The sequence below is a fragment of the Pseudoalteromonas sp. SCSIO 43101 genome, assembly GCF_023650775.1.
Taxonomy (GTDB): Bacteria; Pseudomonadota; Gammaproteobacteria; order Enterobacterales; family Alteromonadaceae; genus Pseudoalteromonas; species Pseudoalteromonas apostichopi.
The window spans coordinates 2133293-2156801 of the sequence record NZ_CP072673.1 but is presented as its reverse complement, the minus strand read 5'-3'; the positions used below and the strand labels follow the sequence as shown (position 1 = coordinate 2156801).

The following is a 23509-nucleotide window of genomic DNA, read 5'->3' as shown; positions in this document are numbered from 1 at the left end:
TACTATTAATTACACACTGTACGTTCACCTTTTCGAATCGAATGGGTAAACACATACACTGATAATTCCCTTGCTTGAATATCTTGCCAAATTTGTTTGCTAGGAACAGGGCACAGCGCGTAATGTAAATATTGGCTAAGCGCTTCACCTTCAAGGGCTATCGAATAGGGCGTTCGTACATAGACCTGAATCGCATCAGTTGAGTACTTAATTTGATTTAAGCGCCACTGGCCTAGTAAGAATTGCTTTGCAAAGAACTGAGAAATACGTTGTTTTGCAGCTTCAGATAGTGGAGGGTACTCTATTGGCTTTTCGTAGCTTGCATAATAGAGTGCTGCACTTAACAGCATGCTGGCAAGGGCCGCATAAATTGGCAGTGGGGACTTTTTGGTTTTTTTAACATTGCTTTGGCGATGTTTACGCTCAATAGATTTTGCCCATTGAGCGTGCTTTAATGATTCTGACATGGTTCCATTCCACAGTAGTTTATAGTGCTATTTAAGCAATAAAATGTGGTGGAAAAATGGAGAGGCTTATTTATTACCTAAAGGCAGTAAGATTCTAATACATAAGCCACCTGACTTACCCGGTAATGCGTTAATAGTACCTGACATCAATTCGACAAAACTCTGACAAATTGATAACCCTAAACCTGAGCCTCCTGATGCTCGGCTACGAGACTCTTCAACACGATATAAACGGTCAAAGAGCTTGCCTATATGAGCTTTACCTACACCCGGAGAAGTATCATCGACTTGTATAAACAGCTCTTGTTTATTCGCTCTCACCTTTAGGCGAACATGGCCTGGGGTGTCTGTATATAGACACGCATTAGTAAAAATATTGTTGAGGATTTGGTCGAGTTTTTGTTTATCTACCGTGATCTCAACATCATTAGCAATAACAATGTCAGCCAAAAAAGTTAGCTGATGGCTGCAAACATAACGGCGCATGTCTTGCTCGTATTCAGCAAAAATTTGTGCGGCATTATATTGTTGAAGGTTCAATGTAAGGGTTTTATTTTCAGCTTGCGATAACTGATATACATCTGAAATTAAGTTATTAAGTTGTGCTATCTTGCCATTAATTTTGCTGTAGGCGAGATCGCGGTTTTCTTGAATATCGAGCTCAAGCGCTTCTATATGCAGTTTCAATACGCTCAATGGGGTGCGTAATTCATGAGAGATATCAGCGAGCATTTTGTCTTTTTCAATTAAGTTATATTGATAAAGCTTGGCTTTAAATAACGCTTTTCGATGCTTGAAGTAATAGAGTACTAACGCAAGGATACTAAACAACAAAACAATACCAGCAGACAACAACCAAATCTGTTTTTCTAGTCGCTGGTTATTCATTTGTGCAGTTGCGAGTTTGTTTTTTTGTATTTCATCATCAATTCGTTGCTGTTGCTCGATTGCTGTTAATTGCTTTTTATTCTTTTCGACAGCTTGATTTAGATGTTCCTCAAACAAAGACTCGGCCAGTTCATTTTCAAGCTTTAGCTGCTCAGCTGCTAGCTTGTAATCACCTATCAATTCAGCATAAATTGCGGTATAGCCGTGCTGCTTTTGATTCAATAATCGGTTATTGATACCTAGTAACAACTCTTTTGTTCGACTTAAATAAAGACCAATTAGCTCAGGGTTTTTAAGGACTAAATGCAATTCAATTAAATTAAAGTAAGAGTAGATCTTACTTAACGCCGAGCCAGATTTAAGCGCTGCATTGAGCCCAGACTCAGCACTACTGAGAGCCATATGCTGGTTGCCTATTTTCAAATACAATTGCATTAACGTATGCTTCGCCGTCGCCATATTTTCATAGGCTTTGACGTCGGCTAAACGGGTAAAGGCGTTATTTAATAAGGGAAGAGCCTGCTCTAAATCGCCTCGTTTATACACCAGCTTGGCAAGTTGTAAACTGGTATCAGCAATATTCATTTGGTTTTTGGTTTTAATATCAAACTCGAGTGCTTTTTTATAGAAGTACTCAGATTGCGTGAGGTCATCAAGCCTGTGAGCAAGGTTTGCTAAGTTATAAAAGTTAGTGGCAACAAGTTCATAATTATCGCTGTTTTCTAATAACGCTTGTGCTTTTACCTGATGATGCATTGATTGTTCAAGATCATTTAGTGTGTCGTATAGTGAACCCAAATTGCTATGGCTTTGTGCTTGTAGGTTTTTGTCTTCAAGCTCGTTTGCAAGCGCTAAGGCTGCCATATAGTGTTTTTTTGCTTCTATTGTTTTTAATTGGCGACGATAGTTGATCCCCAACTCTTTTTGGATGTGGTATTGGTCCTTTTTGCTTAAACTAGCAAGCTTTTGTAATGGCGATAATAGTTCAATCGCTTTGTTGTAATGACCTTGTTTACGTAACAGAGGCGCTTGTGCCATCACAATTACAGGGCTCGATGTAGCGCTATTTTTATGTTTGTATTGCTCTAGAATAGTGAGCGCTTCAATGAGCTTGCCTTGGTTCTCAAGGTCAGTGACTTGATTTAATAGAGAGCTTGGTAGTGAGGTTGCTACACAGGAAAAAGACAGTAAACATGTAGCGATAAGTAAAGAGTATTTCATTTGCAGTTAGAATAAGCTTAAAGTGTGCTTATACTAACCAGCAAATGTGTGCAAATTATGGAGTTATTAGTTAGCGTTTATCACAACTAAACTTCAATTAATGATAAAGTTTTATCCTTAATTCAGTTACACCTGAGATGTTATGGTTTTTCATCTTTTTGTCTCAGTATCAAAAATTTCTGATTGTATTCAACCTACGGAATCCTAAAATCTAGATTTGGATAATTTATGCTCCATTAAATTAATAGTAAATAATTTATTTGCTATTTCTGTTAATGATAAAGTTTTAGTTAATTCTTCAGGTGAAATACAATGAAAAAATCTATCCTGTCAATATTGATGGTATGCGGAGCCGTGGCTGCAGATGCTTCGGCAAATAGCTGCACAGGCGAGCTGTATGGTATTAACTCTGGTCGAGGCCATTTAGGTTTCGTTTTTTCTATTGATGAACATACGCAAAGTGCAGCGATTCATTCAAAAGCTGCTTTCTCGTCAGCAGCTATAGCATTTGATAGTACAAGAAACCGACTTTATTACGTTTCAGCTCCACGACCGCTTTCGTATAAGCTTGATGTAAGTGAATTTAATTTAGCAAGTCATGAACTAGCTGACCTGCCAATTAAAAGTGAAAAGTATAAGTATACTCGTCTCGCTTACGTTGATATGGATACAAATGAGCACACAGTGTTTAGTCGCTCTAATTCGATGACTCGATTAGCTTATGATCCAAATCGTGATGTTATCTACGGCTCTAAAGGCAGTAAGTTTTATATTATTTCCCCAGATTCTGGTGAAACTCAGTTTGTAGGTAATATGACTGGCTATGGGAATAGTTCAGATATTCTTCGTGGTGATATGATTGTTAAAAACGGAGAAGTTTATATAGTTTCTGCAACAAGCATTTTCTCTTTGAACCTTTCTACACTTGAGTTAACGAAAAAATCTGAACATGGCTTAACGACAGTGACCGGTGCTGCGCTTGATCAAAATGGTGAGCTGATTATTGCTCGAGAAATTATTAACGATCAAGGTAATTACAATATAACTAAGCTGTATAAAGCATCAATTGAAACGGGTAAAACATGTGCAATGGGTACGTATCCTATGCGTATTAATGATTTAGCGTTAAACACACTTAAACCAGTTGCTTGTTATACCAAACCAACCTGTAGTACCGGTGCAGAGTCAGTTGTTATCACGAGTATTGATAAGCAACGAAAAGCGACTTGGCAAAATTACACATTGAATGCTTATTTATTTGATAAACCTGTCGCAAAACTTAAGAGTGCAGCAAATTTTGGTGAAGGTGGAATTGTAAATAAAACACTTACAATTAATCATGACTTTGCCGCTGCAAACTCCATTACAGAAGCTGCAATTGATTCTTATGGCACAGATATCTTTTTTGTGGGGAGTTTTCATGATACAGATTTCACAGATGCTGAAGTTTCAGAGCTTTACAATTGGTCAAAGAAACCAGGTAACGTAACTATTATTGCAGCTGACTCTGACTTGCCGAATGAAAAAGTGTATGCGAAGTGGGGCTATACTGTCACGCGTGATGGTTATGTCGACGGCCCAAATACGCAAAACCCTGATGGTGTGGGTACTCATGCTCAGCAGGCTATTTTTGCTGGCCCATTTGGTGGTGTAACGAGTTTTTATCAAGCGGGTGGTGCGAAAGGCTATTTCTCTGAAATGCCAGCAGGTACTCAAGTATTAGCAGTTAATCAAGATGGTCTGCCTACAATTGTTATGGACCCAGAAACTGGCGATATTCTATTATCTGATAATGGTATTGTTAACACTCAAGATAAAGTTGAGAACTACACTCCAGGTACAGGTGTAACTAGCATGGCCGAACGGCTATTCTTAAACTTAATTAACTATGCAAGTGATATAGATTAATTATCCTTATTTAAACTATCGTGAAGTCATTTACTTCACGATGGTAATTTATATAAATCGTCTCCCATCATAAATTCATTCTAATAAATGATAGTAGTGTTTAGTTTTCTTTTTAATCTGATTTAAATTGGTGTGCGCTTATTTTTATGATTTATTTACAGCGCAGCCTTGATTTTAAAGTCTTGCTTTCGAATGGTTCTTTTTTGTTACTTTATTTTTGTTTTATCAATTTTAATTATTGATTATTATGAATTGTTGTTAAAATCAAAATTTTCCTATTGTTTTGTTGTGATTTAAAAGTAAGTATTTACCTTGTGCTATATATACAAATTAATATTTGCTAACTTTTTATTTTTAATTGTTAGTAAATAAGTTTGATTTTATCTTTTTAGGTGAATATAAAATGAAAATCTCTATGTTATCGATAATGACACTTTGCACTGTACTTTCGTCGGGTGTCTACGCAAATACGTGTACCGGCAGGGTGAGAGCATACTTTGTTAACAAGTATTAACCAAAGATAAGCTCAGCCCTGAATTCATCGTCAAAACTAGCCCTAACACACTTACTGCGTATCGAGTCTTTACGGCCTTTGTGCTGTTTTACCAGGTTGCGAACAACCCGTCTGAACAGCGCCATATTCTCCGCCGAAATCGGCTCGCTTATCTGGCAAGCGTCTTCCTTAAAGACGACATCCAACACCCAGTGCTGCTGATTTTCTATGTGCCAATGATGGCGGATTGCTTTCTGCAACATCTGTGCATCTGGCTCGACAGAAGTAACATAAAAGTGCGTGTCTATTTTTATTATTGAGTCGGACTTATTGTGCCTTTCGACTGCGACCAACGAAGTAAGCCCTGGCCATTTTTCTTTTATCTCTTTAGGCAGTTTGTCTGCTTTTAGAGCGTAAGTGATCCGTGTTTCCTGACGTCCATGCCCATTGCTGGTTTGTACGTCCTCAGGCAAATCTCCCTCTTCTTCAAAAGCTTTTTCAAAACATGAAGCGACTGCTTTATAAAGCGTTTTCTGATTTGCTTTGACCTGAACCAAATAGTCCGCATCTCTTGAAGTCAGTGCTGAGAGTGTCGCTTTCTGACAATGTAGTGCATCTAGTGTGATGATAGAGTCTGAAATATCGAGCACATCTAATAAGGCCCTAACTGCTGGGATCTCGTTAGATTTACTTTCTACGGTACGCTGATACAAAGTTAAACCAGATTCACAATCAAAAGCGGACACCAAGTGTAAGTTATCCTCACGCTTTTTACTGGCACCACGCAGAGTTTTCCCATCAAATGCAATAATTGGCTTGTCAGATTGAGTTCGTTGCTCGTTAACCCAACTAAGCAGGGCCAAAATCAGAGAGTCAGTTTCCACTGTTTTAAGAATACGAGCAATACTATGTCGCGTTGGAATACCATGTTTAAATGCTCTGAACTGTCGGAGCCAAGACAGCTTGCTGTGTCCAAACACTTCGATATCTTTCCAGCCTTCACAACCAGATAAAACCGCCGAAATGATAAGAAATAAGACATCAGTAAGGTCATGATGTTGATTGATGAAAGAACGCTTATCTTCCACAAGTTCAAGGTGGCTAAATAACGACATAATTAACAAGTAGATAGTGACAATATGGGCGTTATTAGATCAGAAAAGAGGCGGATGTTAAAGCCTTTTTACAAAGTGCGATCCCGCCGTGCGTGTACCGGTGAGCTATATGGAATTAATTCTGGGCGAGGTGACTTAGGGATTGTCTTTTCCTTGAATGAACAAGATCAAAGTGCTGCGATTCATTCGAAAGCTAAGTTTTCCTCAGCAGCTATGGCGTTTGATAGTACTCGTAACCGTTTATATTATGTATCTGCCCCTAGACCACTTACATATCAGTTAGATCCTGGCTCTTTAAATTTGACCGATGAAGAACTAAAAGTGTTACCGATTAAAGGTAATAAATTTAAATATACCAAACTTGCATATGTGGATATGGCAACTGGTGAGCACGTAGAAGTTGGTCGTAGCAGCCCAATGACAAGACTTGCTTATGATCCTGAGCGAGATGTTATGTATGGCTCAAAGGGTAGCAAGTTTTACATTATCTACCCTGATTCAGGAGAGACTCAGTACGTAGGTGAAATGACGGGTTATGGTAGCAGCTCTGATATCCTTCGGGGCGACATAGTTATAAAAGATTCAAAGATTTATTTGATCTCTTCTAAAAGTATCTTCTCACTTGATTTATCAACATTACAATTAACTCGAATATCAAATCATGGGTTAGTAACTGTAACAGGCGCTGCGGTAGATCAAAACGGTGAATTATTGATTTCTCGTGAAGTAATTAATGATCAAGGACACTTCAATCTTACCAAACTTTATAAGGCATCTATCGAAACTGGTAATACTTGTGAAGTAGGTTCATTCCCAGTGCGTGTCAATGATTTAGCTATGGATACGATAAAACCAGTTGCTTGCTATAATAAAAAGTATACATGTAGCACTGAGCCAGAATCGATAGTCATCACTAGCATTGACCAAAACAGACAAGCCACTTGGCAAGGGTATACGCTTAACGGCTTGCTAATGCTTTGGGCCTTAGAAAAGTTAACTAGTACAGATAATTTCGGTGAAAATGGTGTTGTTCGTAAACCTCTATCAATAAATCATGATTTTGCAGCGGCAAATTCAATTACAGAGGAAGCGTTAAATAATTACAACACCGATATCTTTTTTATTGGTAGTTTCAGGTTAAGTAATTTTACAGATGCAGAGCTCGATGAAGCCTATAATTGGTCATTAAAGAAAGGTAATGTTGCCATTATTGCTGGTGATGCTGATTACCCAGAGGAAAAAATATACACAAGATGGGGTTATAAAGTAACAGCAGAAGGTTACATTGATGGACCAAGTATGCCTAATCCAGCAGGAGAGAGTACCAAAGCACAGCAAAGAATGTTCGCAGGACCATTTGGAGAGGTAATTGAGTTTTATCAATCAGGTACAGCAAGAGGTTATTTTTCAGAGATGCCTGCGGGGGCCCAAGTCTTAGCTGTAAACCAACAAGGCTTGCCAACTATCGTAAAAGACCCTGCTACAGGCGATATTATCTTGGCTGATAGTGGAATGCTAACAATTCAATATAAATTAGAAAATATTACACAAGGCCCAAAAGTGACAAGTATGGCGGATCGTCTATTAATGAACTTGTTTAACTATGCCAGTGAGATAGATTAATTATTGCCAAGTTATGTAAAAATCGTGAAGTGTTAAAAGCTTCGCGATTTTTTATAAAACTAACGTTGATTCTATTACCAGCAGCCTGTAAGGGTATTTTTTACTTTATTAGAATGCTGTCTAAGAAATAAATAATTAATACCAACAAGTAATGTATGACTGATTGCAAAAAAAATTAACCATGACGATAAGCCTTGTGTTAACTGAGTAACTGTTACCATGCTAAGTAGCATTAAAATCAAAGATGAATTTAACACGGCTTGTAGCAACTGTTTAAAACGCAAATGTTTCCAGCGACTCCAAACAACCAACAAAAAAGCGGTTGTAGGGAGTGCAACTAATATACATTCAAATAAAATAATGAATAATTGCGTACTTTGATAAGCTGAATTTGTAGTAGCACCCTGAGTATGGCTTGAACTTAGCGAAATCAATCCAAGTATCACAACAGTAAATATATTTTTAATACTCATTTATAAACTCTAAACTCTAAACAGACTTAACTACCAATTTATGCATGTGCGCTAATAAGCTCTTTGGCATTAGCTCTTGCCATTTTACTAATGTTATCGCCTGCGAGTAGTCGTGCAATTTCATCAATACGACCATCTTTTGAAAGTTTATTCATTTGCGTAAAGGTTTCGCCATTTGCAATTTCTTTTGCTACAAAAAATTGTTGATGCCCAGAGCTAGCAACTTGCGGAAGGTGAGTCACACAAATAACTTGAGTTGATTTACCTAGTTGGCGTAAAAGCTTGCCGACAGCAGAGGCGGTTGGGCCTGAAATCCCCACATCTACTTCATCGAAAATCAGTGTAGGCGTAGTAATACGTTGAGCAATAATAACCTGAATAGCTAAACTAATACGTGATAACTCACCCCCAGAGGCTACCTTAGAGAGGGCTTGCATTGGTTGACCTGGGTTCGTCGACACCAAAAACGAAACCGTATCAAAGCCCATTGCACTCGGTGCTTTATCGGTAGTTTGTTGAATATCAATCGCAAATTTGCCGTTTTCCATAGATAAATTCGCCATGCTATCGCTGATTAGCTGATTAAGTGTCTCAGCGTAACTATGACGGCTTTCACTCAATAGTTGAGCTGCTTGTTTGTATTGCTTAAGGGCAGAACTAATTTCGCTTTCAAGAGCAACAAGGCGGTCACTGTTATAGCTGATTGATGCTAACTCTTCTGCAATCGACTGATGAAATTTAACAAGCTCTTCAGGTTTTATGTGATGTTTACGGGCAAGGTCCATAGCACCTGCTAAGCGGGTTTCTACTTCATCTAAACGGGCAGGATCTAAGTCAGTAACATCAACATAGCTGCGAATTTCACGACTTGCTTCTTCAACTTGCACTGCAGCTTCACTTAGTAGTGATGCAATACTTGATAAGCTTTCATCGTAGTTCGCAAGCTCAGCAAATTGCTGTGCGCTGTGTTGCAATAACGAACAAGCACTTTGTTCATCACTTTCGTATAAGTGTTGTAGCTCACGTTGGCATGACTCTAAGATGGTTTGACTATGGCTTAACTTGTGATGCTCAGCTTCAATCTCTTCAAACTCGCCAGGTTGCAGGGCAAATTCATCTAGCTCAGCTACTTGATATTCAAGTAATTGCTTTTGAGCGGCTTGTTGCTGTTGTTGTTGCTCAAGCTGGTTAAACTCTTTGAGTAATGCTTGGTAGGCTTTATAGCGTTCTTTAACATCAGCTAATAATTGATTGTGGCCAGCATAGGCATCAAGCAGATGTAATTGATGTTCAGCTTTTAATAAATGCTGATGGGCATGTTGTCCGTGAATAGAAATTAAATACTGACCTAACTCTTTTAACTGTGCAGCTGTAACTGAGCTGCCATTAATATAGCTCTTGCTGCGGCCATTTTTGCAAATAACACGGCGTAGTAAACATTCGCCTTCACTGTTTGAAAGTAAATGTTGCTCTAAAAAGTGTTGGGCAAGAGGGAGTTGGCTAATATCAAATTGTGCACAAATTTCTGCACGATCAGTACCTGGGCGAACAGCACCAGCATCAGCGCGTTCGCCTAAACATAAAGAGAGGGCATCAATTGCAATTGATTTCCCCGCACCTGTTTCACCTGTAATGGCTGTCATACCATTGTGCCACTCAGTACTTAAATTACTTACAATGGCAAAGTTTTTAATTTCTAACCCGATTAACATACTGTTTATCCATCCAGCTAATTAACTGTTAATTTATACAGTGTTTTCGGGTTTTGCAAATTAAATTTTTAAGCTTTGCTTAATTCTGACGGTTGATTTTGTGGTGTGGAATCATCTGGCGCTTGTGTGCTCTGGGCTGGCAGCTGATCGTCTTGTAAATCCACTGGAGGCTGATATTTAATTACTTCAATCAGTGATGGTAGGGCTTCTTGGTAAAACGATTTGTTATATTCAATGCCATTGTAAGGTAATTCAGCCATAAAATATTGTAGTCTGTCTGCAAGCTGATCAATCTGCTCAGGGCTTTGTGCTTTGCTGGCTTCCATAATGATAGTGTTGAGCAGTAAATCGCTAATGTACTCAAGGTAGGTCAGGTTTTCTTCATTATGAGCTTGAACAACAAAATAATTGCTGGTGATCATACTTAAGCGTTGAATATTCTTCGGACGAATTATCTTACTTTCGCTAAAATCAATTAATTTATCCTTAAAGTCACTGTTGATTTTTTTTACTCGCTGATTAAAGTGTTTTTTTTCAGCTTCAATAGCTTTACGACGGTTGCTCTCAACCATCCAGTAGCAACCTAGTAAGGTGATCAGTAATAATAGAGCAAGAAAAACGATATAGCTCATTTTGCCTTATAATCCTTAAAAAAATACAGCATTAAGTTTGATTATTTTGCGCTAATCACTGCGCCTTGGCAATCATTTAAGATAAAAAAGCCGCTTAAAATAAGCGGCTTCCCCAGTTTAACTTTTTTCTAAGTACGTTGTAGTAAGAGTACTCTTTTGGATGTATTAAACGCAGTCTTTTATCTGCTTTTTTTATCACCACTTCATCACCAGGTAACACAGCTAAAACTACATGACTGTCGCAGCTGACTTGTAAGCTATCGGTATTTTCAAGACTAAGTTTTAAGCGCACTTCATTATCCGCATCAACCACAAGGGGACGGCTCGATAGAGTGTGCGGGAACATCGGAACGAGTGAAATTGCGTTCAGCTCTGGAGTTAAAATAGGACCGCCACCAGAAAGTGAATAAGCTGTTGAACCCGTTGGCGTTGATACAATTAATCCATCAGAGCGCTGTGAAAACACAAAATCGTTGTTTATAAAGGCCTCAAACTCAATCATATGAGCGACTTTATCGGCGTGTAATACAGCTTCATTAACCGCCAAATTCGCACTTTTTAGTTCAGCATGACGATATACTTCAACTTCAAGCAAAAAGCGCTTTTCTTCGAGGAATTGGCCACTTAGCACTTGTTCAAGGCTGGCTTCGAAACCTTCAGGGTTTAAATCGGTTAAAAAGCCTAAATTGCCACGGTTTACACCTATTACGGCTACATCAAAACGTGCTAAAACTCTTGCTGCACCAAGCATATTGCCATCGCCGCCCACTACTATGGCTAAGTCTGCACGTTCACCTAAATCTACCAATTTAACTAGGTTTTCAGCAGGTACGTCTTCAAGCTGGCGGCCAGTGCGTTGTTCTACTAGTACTTCAAATCCTAACGCACGCAAGAATGTGTGCAAGCGACCAAGTGTGGCAGCCGCGGCACTGTGATTAGGTTTGCCAATTAGACCTATGGTTTTAAACGGTGAATCCATGTTATTTGCACTTAAACTTTCATATCGCTAGATTACATTAAAAATTAATGCTTTGAAAATAACTTGAAATAAACTTGATGCGCCCAAATATCCACTGGCAAGAAGCTAAATGAATAAATTATGAAATTAAATCCGCGTGACCAACAAATTTTTTCAGCTGTAATGAGCCTTTACTGTAATGGAGAAGGTCAGCCTGTTGCCTCAACTCGTATTGCCAAACAAAAAGGTATGGCAGTATGTTCAGCTACAGTGCGTAATGCAATGGCACGGCTTGAAAAAGTGGGCTTATTATATTCGCCCCATACTTCAGCAGGCCGTGTGCCTACCAATGCTGGGTTTGATTATTGGCTCACAGAGTTTTTTGCTCTGCCTGAAATCGCAACATATTGGCAGCCTGAACAAGCACAATTAGTTGAGCTTGCCCATGGTTTAAGTCAACGCTATAAAGTGTGTTGCTGTGTGGGATTACCTCAAGTCAGCTCACAGCTGGTTTTCCGAGTAGAGGTGCTAGATTTTGATGGTAGTAATTGGCTTATTCTATTAATTGATAGAGCAGGGCAGAGCCATAATATTTGTATTACCAAACCTGAAGACTCATCTGATGCCGTTCGCTATCAGTTTGCCACTTGGCTCAATACTGTATTTAGCCAGCAAACCTTAATGGAAGGTTTATATCGTATGCAGGCAATGGCAGGCACTGCACCACATAATTGCCATGACTCACTGACACAATGGACTCGGCAATTAAGTCAAAAGCTTGGTTCAGACAATAGCATTGTAGTGGGTGAAAACTACCTTTACCGCCAAGTTGATTGCCAGACCAGTTTAAATATAGGTGTATCATTTTTAAATTTTGTTGAAGATAAACTCGCATTTAAAAATGGTTTATCGGTTTTAAATACAGAACAATTACCATTTACAGATTGTAATGAGCTGATGGTGATCAGCGTTCCATATTTTAATAACCATGAATACCAGAGTCGATTTTGTGTAATTTGTCCAAAATCAGCGCAAATAGAAGCAATCATCCAAGAATTTAAGTTAATCGGCTCATCAGCCTCTTGAATCTTTTAATTCAATCCCCATAATTACCGCAGTTGTAAAGAATTGGAGCATGTAAGCTATGTCTGAGCAGACAAAATCACCAGAGCAAGAAGTTGAACTAAACGAAGAATTTGAGCAAATGCAAGCTGAAGTAGAAGCTGCAGAAAAAGCAGCTGAGCAAGTTGATGGCGAAGAAATGAGCCCTGAAGCTGAAATTGCATTACTACACAGCGAACTAGAGGCAGCTAAACAAACGATTAACGACCAAAAAGACAGTGTTGTTCGTGCTGCAGCAGATGTTGAGAACATGCGTCGTCGTGCCGCTCAAGATGTAGAAAAAGCGCATAAGTTTGCACTTGAAAAGTTTGCTAACGAATTACTACCAGTTATCGATAACCTAGAGCGTGCTATTGAGTTTTCTGATAAAGAAAATGAGCAGCTTAAGCCTGTCCTTGAAGGTATCGAGATGACAGTTAAAAGCTTTAATGATGCAGTATCAAAATTCGGTGTTGAAATTGTTAACCCTCAGGGTGAGCAATTTAATCCTGAATTCCATCAAGCAATGTCAATTCAGCCAAGCAATGATGTAGCACCTAATACTGTTCTTGCAGTAATGCAGAAAGGTTATACATTAAATGGCCGTTTATTACGTCCAGCAATGGTTATGGTATCGAAAGAAGCTGAATAAGCTTTAAAGAGATATAAAAAATGCCTGTTAATTACAGGCATTTTTTTTGATAGCAATCGTGTTAAGTTACCGACCATTTAGCTCGCTAGGATGGTTAAATATTTAAGTCGATTGGTATCGTTTTCGATGCCAAAGCTGCACTAGTAAGATAAGTATCAGTGCGCTGAACATCATCGCAGAAAATGGAATGGCACTTTGAGGGTGAACAAAGGCAAGGATAGGACCAACTAAAGCGCCACTGCCGAATCTTAATGTACCAATAACGGCTGTTGCAGTACCTGACTTTTCCTCAAACTGCATTAGTATCAATGAGTCTGCATTACTCGCTACAATACCTAAGCTCATCATCAGTGGTGCGATGCTTGCAACGATAAAATACAATGATAAATGCATCACACTGAATAACAGTAATGCCCCACCAGAAACGAAGCCAATGGCAAGGCCAATAAATAAAAGCTTACGAGAACCCAAGCGCGGCACTAAACGTGTATTCATAAAGTTACCGAACATTAAAGCCAACACGTTAAAGGCGAATAACACCCCGAACAATTGCTCATCTACTTTAAAAAAATCGAGATATACATAAGGTACCGATGTTAAAAAGCAAAAGAATGCAAATGAGGCAAACATTGAGCTGGCAATATCGGCAAGGGCGCTACGACGGGAAAATACCGTTTTATAACTATTAAAGAACAGTGCCAAGCCACGTTGCTGACTCTTAAAGATTGGAATATCGATTAAATGAATTTGCACTAAAGCTAAAATTGCAAAGCTATAGACAGCTAAGGTAATAAAAATGACCTGCCAGGTTGAAATACCCATGATCAATGAGCCAAGAGTAGGAGCAATGAGCGGGGCAACCATCATGATCATTGATACGTAAGACATACCCTTGGCGGTGTTTTCTCGATAAATGTGGCGAATAATACCCGGCACAACGACCGTTGCAGCGGCGCCAGTGAATGCTTGTACCGCCCTGAGAGATAAAAATAATTCGATATTAGAACAAAACGCCAGTGCTAATGAGCTTATACCAAATAGTGCTAAGCCAACCTTAGCGAGTAATCGCCTGCCAAGTTCATCGGCTATCGGGCCAAAAAACAGCATACCAAGGGCATAACCCGCTAAATAAATACTGAGTGATATTTGCACATTTGGCATGGTTGTTTGTAGGTCGTTGGCAATTACCAACATTGCCGGTAAATATAAATCAATTGCCAAAGGCGTAATCGCGACAATACTTGCCAGTAAAGGCAATAAAATGCGTTTATTTAAAGTCTCAGGGGAAGGCATTGTTTACTCATTCATCAAACATTAGGTCACTATTGTAGCAGTGTGAATCACTGTGGTGAACTTAGTTTGCCTGCTAAGTAAAAGAATTAACTAAATAATAACAACTGAGTGGGTGATTGTTCATTTTCATATAAAATTAAGCAATGCTTTGCTATATTGATCAAAATTACACTAAGTATTTGAAGGACTAGTATGAAAAAGTTAATCATGGCAGTGTTAGCCACCGCTGTTTTAGCTGGCTGTAAAACCTCTCCAACAGGGCGCACGCAAATCGCGCTATATTCAGACCAACAGATGAGTCAAATGGGTCAAGCAAGTTTTGCTGAAATGAAAAAAACGCAACCTGTTAATACTGATCCAAGTGTCAATGCTTATGTGAAGTGTATTGCTGATGATGTTATTGCAGTTTTACCTAACGAGTATGCAAAGCAGTCTTGGGAAGTCGTTGTGTTTGAAGAAGATTCAGCGAATGCATTTGCATTACCAGGTGGTTATATTGGCGTTCATACAGGTTTATTAAAAGTTGCTGTAAACCAAGACCAACTTGCAACAGTACTAGGTCACGAAGTAGCACACGTTATTGCTGAGCACTCTAATGAACGTGTATCACAAAATGCACTGTTACAAACAGGCCTGCAAGTTGGTGGTGCAGCACTTGATATGGGTAATGTGCAATATCGAGGCGAAATTATGCAAGCTTTGGGGTTAGGTGCCCAATTTGGTGTAGTGCTGCCGTTTAGCCGCTCACATGAATCAGAAGCAGATATTGTCGGCCTAGATTTAATGGCAAAAGCAGGGTTTAACCCAGAGCAATCAGTATCGCTTTGGCAAAATATGAGTGCAGCAGGCAGTAGCGGCACCCCAGAGTTTATGTCGACTCACCCAGCACCGGGTAACCGAATTAAAGAGCTACAAAAGCATATGTCGGATGCATTAAAAGCCCAAAAAGCTGCTAAAGCAAAAGGCAAAAACCCACAGTGTAAACTGTAATAAAAATTATCTAGGAATTAAAAAAGCCTGTAGTCTAGCTGACTACAGGCTTTAATTTTTTCAGCTTTCAGCTTATTAGAACGTCCACTCAACGTGAAGTTGTGGTACTGATTCAGTTGTGTCTGTACCTAGTTTGTTGTGCCAGTATTGCCACTCAAGGCCTAGCAGTAGCGTATTTTCTTTCATGCTCATTGCGTGACCTAAATCCCACGTGATGATTGGCTGCGCTAAAATCCACGCTTTAACATCTTCGCCAAATTCGTTTTCACGCTCAGCAATGTATTCAACATGGCCCGTTACGTTGAACTTTTGTGAGCCGATAGTGAATGGGTAGCCCCATGCAACATCAATCATCCAGCTATTTGTTTCAGTGGGGGCACCACCGCGTGCTACGCCTTCACTGTCATCGATATAAGCGGTAAATAAAGTAGATAAAAAGCTAAAGCCAGGTGCCTGCCAGCTAAGTTTTACACCTGGTAAATACTTAAGAACTTTAGAATCGCCTGCAGCATTAAAACCTGCAGTTAAACCTACATCAGCAATTGCGCCGTATGAGAAGTCACTGTCAGAGATTTTTGATAAGCTGAATGTTGAGTACCACTCGCCGTAAAAGTCTTTATCTTGATAGCCATCCTGACGGTCGTCATTGCTGTAATCAATAAAAAAGAAGTTATCGCCATAGTCGTAACCAGAAGCGTGTTGCAATGAAACAACCGTGGTATTTGACTTAGTTAATGAAAACGGATTTTTGTGTTCACCGTTATTAACGTGTAATTGCGTAGAGCTCCAATTAGCGGCATAGCCTGAAGTACTTACTGCACATAGCGCAGCAACAGAAAGGATCTTTTTCAAGTTCATATCTCAATATTGATGGTGTAAAGGGGATACAAAGGGAGGATTATAGCAGATACGCCCTAAATTGGGCGTATCTTGGCAAAAATTATTTAACTTAAGCTTTATTCCGACGTAAGCAAATTACAGCCACAGCTGTAAAGGCAAGAATAAAGCAATAGTAAGATGAAGTAGACACCTGCCAAGGGCTAATTTTGAAAGTCGCACCGAGAAGTAACGCTTGTGCGCCATAAGGTAGTGAGCCTTGTGTTACACAAGCAAAAATATCAAGTAAGCTTGCTGAACGCTTACCAGTAATTTCGCCATCATCCGCTAATTTTTTAGCAATTGGGCCAGCAACAATGATTGATACCGTATTATTAGCAATACATAAGTTACTGGTCATCACCAGTGCCGCAATACCTAATTGATCCGCGACCTTACGGTGCCATTTTGCAATGATTTTCGTAATTGCTTGAATTTTGTTAGCAATATAATCAAGTCCACCATTAATACGGATAAACTCTGAAAGGCCACCAATAAACATCGATAGCAAGAAAATTTCCTGCATATCAGTAAAACCTTTATAGACATCCTTAACAAAACTGGCACCTTCATAGCTGCCAGTAAAGCCCATTAGTGCAGCGAAGATAATACCGCTAAACAGCACCACAAAGACGTTAAAGCCCATTACTGCGAGTACTAAGATAAAGGCATAAGGTAACACTAATAAAATATCGAAATCTTGTGTTTCTACAGCTTCAGCTGCAGGCGTTAAGAAGAATAACAAACCGATAGTTAATGCTGCAGCGGGTAAGGCAATTTTTAAGTTCTCACGGAATTTATCTTTCATTTCACAGCCTTGCGTACGGGTTGCAGCAATAGTTGTGTCAGAAATGATTGATAAGTTATCACCAAACATTGCACCCGATACAATCGTGCCTGCCATCAATGATGGATCAATGCCTGTTTTTTGGGCGACTGCATAAGCAATCGGGCCAATAGCACCGATAGTCCCCATTGAAGTACCCATTGCAGTCGACACAACCGCAGCGATTAAAAATAATCCAGGTAGTAATAAAGCTGGCGGAATAAGTGATAAACCCGCATTAACAACGGCATCGACACCACCCGTTGCACCTGCAACGGCAGAAAACGCACCGGCAAGCAGATAAATCAAACACATAGTGATGATGTTGCTATGGCCCGCACCTTTAATAAAGGTTTCAACACTATGGTTGATGGTATTTCTATTTAAGATAAAAGCCAGCATGATGGCAGGTAAAATTGCCACCGGGGCAGGCAATTGATAGAAGGCGTAATCGACACCTTGAGACTGTAAGTATAAGCCAGCGCCTAAAAATAAGCCGACAAACACCAAAAGCGGCAGCAAAGAAAGTTTTGCTTTTGTTTTATTAAATGATGGCTGCATCATATTCCTCGTTAGATAACCAATAACACAGCCAAATACTTCTTTTAGCTGTATTTAGTTGCCTGCATTCTCAAAAGACAATGCTGTTGCAACAGCGCCCGCAAGCCAAAGACCAAATCGGCGCAAAGGAAGAAGTTTAAATGTATAGATGGCTAAATGCAAAGACTATCTGTTATTATTGTTGTTCTATTAATAAATCTAAAATTAGCTCTGTATTTTTTATAAGCTAACCTGACTATTACATGAGTTTTCGATAAAATCCAGCCAGCTAAGAAGAATAGATAAGGTAACTATATGAACCGCATAGGTGTATTTGGCGCAAACGGCCGCATGGGACTTGCACTTTTAGAAGCAGTCTCAAAAAAAAATGACGCAACATTAACGGGCGCGTACGTGCGTGATAACTCGCCACTTTTAGATATAGCGGTTAATCAATTAAACAGTGCTGCATCAGCGGATGTATCATTTAGTAAAGAAACAGAAGTAAAAGATGCTGATGTATTAATTGATTTCACCTTACCGGTAGGAATGCGCAACCACTTGCAAATAGCGGTCGAAAAAAATATCGCAATGGTAATTGGTACCACGGGCCTCAACCAAGATGATATTGATGCCCTCAATGAAGCAGCGAAACACATTCCGATTGTTTTTGCTCGCAACTATAGCGTAGGTGTGAATTTACTGCTTAACTTAGTGCAGACTGCGGCTGTGAAGTTTGGTGATGACATGGACATTGAAATATTTGAAGCCCATCATCGTCATAAAATTGATGCGCCATCAGGGACTGCATTGGCAATTGGTGAAGCTATTGCCGAGGCAAAAGGCTGGCAGCATGATGAAGTCGCGCGTTTTGATAGAAGCAATGACGAACACGCAAAATCGCAAAATGAAATCGGTTATTCGGTCATGAGAGGCGGAGATATAGTAGGTGAACACACCGCATATTTCGCAACTTCTGGCGAAAGGCTAGAATTAACTCATAAAGCAAGTTCAAGAATGACCTTCGCGTTAGGTGCTGTAAGAGCTGCGGGCTGGTTGAAAAACAAACCAGCTGGACTTTATGACATGCAAGATGTGCTTGACTTGAAGTAGTTTAGTTTCTTTTTTGGCAGTTTCAGTGAATTTTTAGTTAATAACGCTTATTTTTACTATTTTATTAATTAAGATTAGATCTGAAAGCTAATTTACTGTAGAATAGTGCCAATTTGCCAAAAATTCATAAATGCGTGTTTCCAATCGCTTTAAACGGGCAGTAGAGCAAATGACTTTACTCCCGTTTTTTACTGTTAGGAGGTTAACTTGACTAAATCCGCTCTGTTAGTCCTAGAAGACGGCACAGTGTTTCGCGGTACTGCAATCGGCGCTGACGGCATGTCAGTCGGTGAAGTAGTATTCAATACGTCTATGACTGGTTATCAAGAAATTTTGACTGACCCTTCATACGCGGAACAAATCGTAACTTTGACGTACCCACATATCGGTAATACGGGTACTAACAGCGAAGACGAAGAAGCGGGTCAAATCTGGGCTAAAGGCCTAGTGATCCGTGATTTGCCACTGCTAGCAAGTAATTTCCGTAACGAGCAATCGTTAAGTGATTACTTAAAAGAACGCAATATCTTAGGTATTGCAGACATCGACACTCGTAAATTAACACGTATCTTACGTGATAAAGGCGCTCAAAATGGTTGTATCATTGCAGGCGACGAGTTAGATGAGAATAAAGCGCTTGAAGCTGCGCAAGCCTTCCCAGGCTTAAAAGGCATGGATTTAGCAAAAGTTGTCTCAACCAAGGAAAATTTTGAGTGGCGCGAATCAAGCTGGACTTTAGGTTCAGGCTTTAAAACGCTAGAAGCAGCAGACGAGAAGTTCCACGTTGTTGCTTATGACTTCGGTGTTAAACGTAATATCTTACGTATGTTAGTTGACCGCGGTTGTAAATTAACTGTCGTTCCTGCACAAACATCTGCAGAAGATGTACTGGCATTAAACCCAGACGGTATCTTCTTATCAAATGGCCCTGGTGATCCAGAGCCGTGTACTTACGCGATTGAAGCCATTAAAACTTTCCTAGAAACAGACACGCCAATTTTTGGTATCTGTTTAGGTCACCAATTACTTGCACTTGCTTCAGGTGCACAAACGGTGAAAATGAAGTTTGGTCACCACGGTGGTAACCACCCAGTTAAAGACCTTGACCGCAATGTTGTAATGATCACAGCGCAAAACCACGGTTTCGCAGCTGACGAAGCAACATTACCAGCGAATTTACGTGCAACTCACGTTTCATTATTCGATGGCACCCTACAAGGTATTCACCGCACAGATAAGCCTGCATTTAGCTTCCAAGGTCACCCAGAAGCAAGCCCAGGTCCACATGATGCGGCGCCATTATTTGACCACTTCATCGACTTGATGCAAGCACGTTCTAACTAATTTAACCGGAGTAACAATGCCAAAACGTACCGACATAAAAAGCATTCTTATCTTAGGCGCAGGCCCGATCGTAATCGGTCAAGCTTGTGAATTTGACTACTCTGGTGCACAAGCGTGTAAAGCACTACGAGAAGAAGGCTTTCGAGTAATTCTTGTAAACTCGAACCCTGCAACTATCATGACTGACCCTGAAATGGCGGATGCGACGTACATCGAACCAATTCACTGGGAAGTGGTAGAGAAAATCATTGAAAAAGAAAAGCCAGATGCAGTACTACCTACTATGGGTGGTCAAACAGCATTAAACTGTGCGCTTGACTTAGATAAGCACGGCGTACTGGCAAAACACGGTGTTGAGCTAATCGGTGCAACTGCTGATGCAATCGATAAAGCTGAAAACCGTGAGCGTTTTGACGTAGCAATGAAGAACATTGGCCTTGAGTGTCCGCGTGCAGAAATCGCTCACTCAATGGAAGAAGCACACGATGTTCTTAGTCGCATCGGTTTCCCATGTATCATTCGTCCATCATTCACTATGGGTGGTACTGGTGGTGGTGTTGCATACAACCAAGAAGAATTTGATGAAATTTGTGAGCGTGGTTTAGATTTATCACCAACAAATGAACTTTTAATCGATGAATCATTAATCGGTTGGAAAGAGTACGAAATGGAAGTTGTTCGTGACAAAAACGACAACTGTATCATCGTATGTTCTATCGAAAACTTTGACCCTATGGGTGTTCACACTGGTGACTCAATCACGGTTGCTCCAGCGCAAACACTAACTGATAAAGAATACCAAATCATGCGTAATGCATCGATGGCGGTACTTCGTGAAATCGGTGTTGAAACAGGTGGTTCAAACGTACAGTTTGGTGTGAATCCAGTTGATGGCCGTATGGTTATCATCGAGATGAATCCACGTGTATCGCGTTCGTCTGCACTAGCATCAAAAGCAACAGGTTTCCCAATTGCGAAAATCGCAGCGAAACTAGCTGTTGGTTACACGCTTGATGAGCTACAAAACGACATCACTGGCGGTAAAACACCAGCGTCTTTCGAGCCGTCGATCGACTACGTTGTTACTAAGATCCCACGTTTTAACTTCGAAAAATTCGCAGGTTCAAACGACCGTCTAACAACACAGATGAAATCTGTGGGTGAAGTTATGGCGATTGGTCGTAACCAACAAGAGTCACTGCATAAAGCATTACGTGGCCTAGAAGTAGGCGCAACGGGCTTCAACCCAGTTGTAGCCCTGGATGATCCGAAAGCAAAAGAAAAAATCATCCGTGAATTACGTGAGCCAGGTGCTGAGCGTATTTGGTACGTAGCAGATGCAATGCGTCACGGTATGAGCGTTGAAGAAGTTTTCGAACTAACTAAGATTGACCCTTGGTACCTAGTGCAAATCGAAGACATCTTAAAAGACGAAGCAACAATCAGCGAAGTAGGTATGGCTGGTTTAAATGCTGAGTTCTTACGTAAGCTTAAGCGTAAAGGCTTTGCTGATGCGCGTATCGCTGAAATTGCAGGTGTTTCTGAAGCAGAAATTCGCAAGAAGCGTCACCAGTTAGATATCGTGCCTGTATACAAGCGCGTTGATACCTGTGCTGCAGAGTTCAGCTCTGACACAGCTTATATGTACTCATCTTATGATGAAGAGTGTGAAGCGAATCCATCTGACAAAGATAAAATCATGGTAATCGGTGGTGGCCCTAACCGTATCGGTCAAGGTATCGAATTCGATTACTGTTGTGTTCACGCTGCATTAGCTTTACGTGAAGATGGCTACGAAACAATTATGGTTAACTGTAACCCTGAAACTGTTTCAACTGACTACGATACATCTGATCGTCTATTCTTCGAGCCAATCACGCTAGAAGATGTATTAGAAATCGTACGTGTTGAAAAGCCAAAAGGTGTTATCGTTCAGTACGGTGGTCAAACTCCACTGAAACTTGCTCGTGAACTTGAAGCGAATGGCGTGCCAGTAATTGGTACTTCACCAGATGCAATCGACCGTGCAGAAGACCGTGAGCGTTTCCAACAGCTTGTTGAGCGTCTAAACCTTCTTCAACCAGAGAATGCAACGGTTACTTCTTTAGAAGAAGCGATTGTTAAGTCTGCTGAAATTGGCTTCCCACTCGTAGTACGTCCTTCGTACGTACTAGGTGGTCGTGCGATGGAAGTAGTTTATGATGAAGACGATTTACGTCGTTACATGACTGAAGCGGTATCTGCATCAAATGAAGCGCCAGTACTACTTGACCATTTCTTAGATAACGCAATCGAAGTTGACGTTGACGCTATCTGTGACGGTGAGCAAGTAATCATCGGTGGTATCATGGAGCATATCGAGCAAGCAGGTGTTCACTCAGGTGACTCAGCGTGTTCATTACCAGCTCACTCATTAACAGCCGAAGTGCAAGACGTGATGCGTAAGCAAGTGACTGATATGGCTCTAGAGCTTGGCGTAGTAGGTCTAATGAATACTCAGTTTGCTGTGAAAGACGGTAAAGTTTACTTAATCGAAGTAAACCCACGTGCTGCGCGTACAGTACCGTTTGTTTCAAAAGCGACAGGTGTTGCACTTGCTAAAGTAGCGGCACGTTGTATGGCAGGTCAGTCGCTGGCAAGTCAAGGTATTACAAAAGAAGTAATCCCACCTTACTACAGCGTAAAAGAAGTGGTACTGCCATTTGCTAAGTTCCAAGGTGTTGACCCAATCCGTGGCCCTGAAATGCGCTCAACGGGTGAGGTAATGGGTGTTGGTGAAACTTTCGCCGAAGCATTCGCTAAAGCACAATTAGGTGCAAGCAACACTTTACCACGCGGTGGTCGCGCGTTACTATCGGTACGCAACAGTGACAAACCACGTATTGTTGAACTAGCTAAAACCATGACTGAACTTGGTTTCGAGCTAGATGCGACAGGTGGCACTGCAAAAGCACTTGAAGAAGCAGGCATTGCAGTTCGTCGCGTGAACAAGGTATACGAAGGTCGTCCTCATATTCTTGATAGAATTAAAAATGGTGAATACAGCTACATTGTAAACACTACTGAAGGCCGCCAAGCGATTGAAGATTCGAAGGTGTTACGTCGTGGTGCGTTACAGCATAAGACTAACTACACAACGACTCTGAACGCGGCATTTGCTAACTGTACTGCAAACCAAGCAGACGACCGTAGCAAGGTGACGTCAGTTCAGGAACTACACCAGCGAATGAACTAAGGAAATGTGCCAAGGGCGAGGCAATCGCCCTTGGGATTAAGTGAGAATA

18 protein-coding genes are annotated in these 23509 nt (G+C 40.4%); 8 read left to right on the top strand and 10 right to left on the bottom strand.

Annotated features, from left to right (window positions below; translation table 11 throughout):
* Positions 1-5: 5 nt before the first annotated feature.
* Together J8Z25_RS09980 and J8Z25_RS09975 are read right to left on the bottom strand one after the other, a co-directional pair.
* Positions 6-467, bottom strand: a complete 462-nt coding sequence (locus tag J8Z25_RS09980) for a hypothetical protein (RefSeq protein WP_250660994.1) — start codon at positions 465-467, stop codon at positions 6-8.
* Positions 468-533: 66 nt separating this feature from the next.
* On the bottom strand, positions 534-2576 hold the full coding sequence (locus J8Z25_RS09975) for an ATP-binding protein (RefSeq protein ID WP_250660993.1): 2043 nt from the start codon (positions 2574-2576) through the stop codon (positions 534-536).
* A gap of 312 nt (positions 2577-2888) precedes the next feature.
* Between J8Z25_RS09975 and J8Z25_RS09970 the strand changes: the two genes are divergently transcribed.
* The gene (locus J8Z25_RS09970) at positions 2889-4484 is read left to right on the top strand and encodes a type 1 periplasmic-binding domain-containing protein (RefSeq protein WP_250660992.1); all 1596 of its coding nucleotides are present in this window, start codon (positions 2889-2891) and stop codon (positions 4482-4484) included.
* A 510-nt stretch (positions 4485-4994) separates the two neighbouring features.
* Here J8Z25_RS09970 and J8Z25_RS09965 read toward each other — a convergent pair.
* The gene (locus J8Z25_RS09965) at positions 4995-6092 is read right to left on the bottom strand and encodes an ISAs1 family transposase (RefSeq protein ID WP_175081192.1); all 1098 of its coding nucleotides are present in this window, start codon (positions 6090-6092) and stop codon (positions 4995-4997) included.
* Positions 6093-6245: 153 nt separating this feature from the next.
* Here J8Z25_RS09965 and J8Z25_RS09960 point away from each other — a divergent pair, with 153 nt between their 5' ends.
* Positions 6246-7715 (top strand): hypothetical protein, encoded by a 1470-nt coding sequence (locus J8Z25_RS09960; RefSeq protein WP_250660991.1) that lies wholly within the window; start codon positions 6246-6248, stop codon positions 7713-7715.
* A 74-nt stretch (positions 7716-7789) separates the two neighbouring features.
* Here the strand turns inward: J8Z25_RS09960 and J8Z25_RS09955 are convergent, their stop codons facing one another.
* From J8Z25_RS09955 to nadK, 4 genes are all read right to left on the bottom strand, one after another.
* Entirely contained in the window at positions 7790-8188 is a 399-nt protein-coding gene (locus J8Z25_RS09955; RefSeq protein WP_250660990.1) for a hypothetical protein, read from the bottom strand.
* A 38-nt stretch (positions 8189-8226) separates the two neighbouring features.
* Complete coding sequence (recN, locus tag J8Z25_RS09950; protein WP_250660989.1) at positions 8227-9900, bottom strand: DNA repair protein RecN; 1674 nt, start codon at positions 9898-9900, stop codon at positions 8227-8229.
* Positions 9901-9968: 68 nt separating this feature from the next.
* Positions 9969-10532: a hypothetical protein gene (locus J8Z25_RS09945; RefSeq protein WP_250660988.1), complete on the bottom strand. Its 564-nt coding sequence runs from the start codon at positions 10530-10532 to the stop codon at positions 9969-9971.
* Positions 10533-10626: 94 nt separating this feature from the next.
* On the bottom strand, positions 10627-11511 hold the full coding sequence (nadK, locus tag J8Z25_RS09940) for an NAD(+) kinase (protein ID WP_130051285.1): 885 nt from the start codon (positions 11509-11511) through the stop codon (positions 10627-10629).
* A gap of 120 nt (positions 11512-11631) precedes the next feature.
* Here nadK and J8Z25_RS09935 point away from each other — a divergent pair, with 120 nt between their 5' ends.
* The gene (locus J8Z25_RS09935) at positions 11632-12576 is read left to right on the top strand and encodes an HrcA family transcriptional regulator (RefSeq protein WP_130051286.1); all 945 of its coding nucleotides are present in this window, start codon (positions 11632-11634) and stop codon (positions 12574-12576) included.
* A 58-nt stretch (positions 12577-12634) separates the two neighbouring features.
* Positions 12635-13243, top strand: a complete 609-nt coding sequence (gene grpE / locus J8Z25_RS09930) for a nucleotide exchange factor GrpE (RefSeq protein WP_054551515.1) — start codon at positions 12635-12637, stop codon at positions 13241-13243.
* Positions 13244-13345: 102 nt separating this feature from the next.
* On the opposite strand, the gene J8Z25_RS09925 is transcribed toward grpE, so the two are convergent.
* The gene (locus J8Z25_RS09925) at positions 13346-14536 is read right to left on the bottom strand and encodes a Bcr/CflA family efflux MFS transporter (RefSeq protein ID WP_130051287.1); all 1191 of its coding nucleotides are present in this window, start codon (positions 14534-14536) and stop codon (positions 13346-13348) included.
* Positions 14537-14728: 192 nt separating this feature from the next.
* On the opposite strand from J8Z25_RS09925, the gene J8Z25_RS09920 reads away from it, so the two are divergent.
* Complete coding sequence (locus J8Z25_RS09920; RefSeq protein ID WP_130051288.1) at positions 14729-15526, top strand: M48 family metallopeptidase; 798 nt, start codon at positions 14729-14731, stop codon at positions 15524-15526.
* Between the two features lie 75 nt (positions 15527-15601).
* On the opposite strand, the gene J8Z25_RS09915 is transcribed toward J8Z25_RS09920, so the two are convergent.
* On the bottom strand, positions 15602-16384 hold the full coding sequence (locus J8Z25_RS09915) for a nucleoside-binding protein (RefSeq protein WP_130051289.1): 783 nt from the start codon (positions 16382-16384) through the stop codon (positions 15602-15604).
* A gap of 91 nt (positions 16385-16475) precedes the next feature.
* Positions 16476-17789, bottom strand: coding sequence for a Na+/H+ antiporter NhaC family protein (locus J8Z25_RS09910; RefSeq protein WP_130052276.1), 1314 nt, complete (start codon positions 17787-17789; stop codon positions 16476-16478).
* Positions 17790-18083: 294 nt separating this feature from the next.
* On the opposite strand from J8Z25_RS09910, the gene dapB reads away from it, so the two are divergent.
* From dapB to carB, 3 genes are all read left to right on the top strand, one after another.
* Positions 18084-18881, top strand: a complete 798-nt coding sequence (gene dapB, locus J8Z25_RS09905) for a 4-hydroxy-tetrahydrodipicolinate reductase (protein ID WP_250660987.1) — start codon at positions 18084-18086, stop codon at positions 18879-18881.
* Between the two features lie 207 nt (positions 18882-19088).
* Positions 19089-20225 carry a glutamine-hydrolyzing carbamoyl-phosphate synthase small subunit gene (carA, locus tag J8Z25_RS09900; RefSeq protein WP_055020805.1) on the top strand — a complete coding sequence of 379 codons (1137 nt, stop codon included), beginning with the start codon at positions 19089-19091 and terminating at the stop codon, positions 20223-20225.
* A gap of 16 nt (positions 20226-20241) precedes the next feature.
* Complete coding sequence (gene carB, locus J8Z25_RS09895; RefSeq protein ID WP_130051291.1) at positions 20242-23460, top strand: carbamoyl-phosphate synthase large subunit; 3219 nt, start codon at positions 20242-20244, stop codon at positions 23458-23460.
* Positions 23461-23509: the final 49 nt, after the last annotated feature.

Excerpts from the sequence above, each read along its gene's own strand:
- nadK (WP_130051285.1), bottom strand. The coding sequence starts at position 11,511 with ATGGATTCACCGTTTAAAACCATAGGTCTAATTGGCAAACCTAATCAC.
- J8Z25_RS09925 (WP_130051287.1), bottom strand. The coding sequence starts at position 14,536 with ATGCCTTCCCCTGAGACTTTAAATAAACGCATTTTATTGCCTTTACTG.
- J8Z25_RS09915 (WP_130051289.1), bottom strand. The coding sequence starts at position 16,384 with ATGAACTTGAAAAAGATCCTTTCTGTTGCTGCGCTATGTGCAGTAAGT.
- J8Z25_RS09980 (WP_250660994.1), bottom strand. The coding sequence starts at position 467 with ATGTCAGAATCATTAAAGCACGCTCAATGGGCAAAATCTATTGAGCGT.
- J8Z25_RS09965 (WP_175081192.1), bottom strand. The coding sequence starts at position 6,092 with ATGTCGTTATTTAGCCACCTTGAACTTGTGGAAGATAAGCGTTCTTTC.
- carB (WP_130051291.1), top strand. The coding sequence starts at position 20,242 with ATGCCAAAACGTACCGACATAAAAAGCATTCTTATCTTAGGCGCAGGC.
- recN (WP_250660989.1), bottom strand. The coding sequence starts at position 9,900 with ATGTTAATCGGGTTAGAAATTAAAAACTTTGCCATTGTAAGTAATTTA.
- J8Z25_RS09975 (WP_250660993.1), bottom strand. The coding sequence starts at position 2,576 with ATGAAATACTCTTTACTTATCGCTACATGTTTACTGTCTTTTTCCTGT.
- grpE (WP_054551515.1), top strand. The coding sequence starts at position 12,635 with ATGTCTGAGCAGACAAAATCACCAGAGCAAGAAGTTGAACTAAACGAA.
- J8Z25_RS09935 (WP_130051286.1), top strand. The coding sequence starts at position 11,632 with ATGAAATTAAATCCGCGTGACCAACAAATTTTTTCAGCTGTAATGAGC.
- J8Z25_RS09955 (WP_250660990.1), bottom strand. The coding sequence starts at position 8,188 with ATGAGTATTAAAAATATATTTACTGTTGTGATACTTGGATTGATTTCG.
- J8Z25_RS09920 (WP_130051288.1), top strand. The coding sequence starts at position 14,729 with ATGAAAAAGTTAATCATGGCAGTGTTAGCCACCGCTGTTTTAGCTGGC.
- J8Z25_RS09970 (WP_250660992.1), top strand. The coding sequence starts at position 2,889 with ATGAAAAAATCTATCCTGTCAATATTGATGGTATGCGGAGCCGTGGCT.
- J8Z25_RS09910 (WP_130052276.1), bottom strand. The coding sequence starts at position 17,789 with ATGCAGCCATCATTTAATAAAACAAAAGCAAAACTTTCTTTGCTGCCG.
- dapB (WP_250660987.1), top strand. The coding sequence starts at position 18,084 with ATGAACCGCATAGGTGTATTTGGCGCAAACGGCCGCATGGGACTTGCA.
- J8Z25_RS09945 (WP_250660988.1), bottom strand. The coding sequence starts at position 10,532 with ATGAGCTATATCGTTTTTCTTGCTCTATTATTACTGATCACCTTACTA.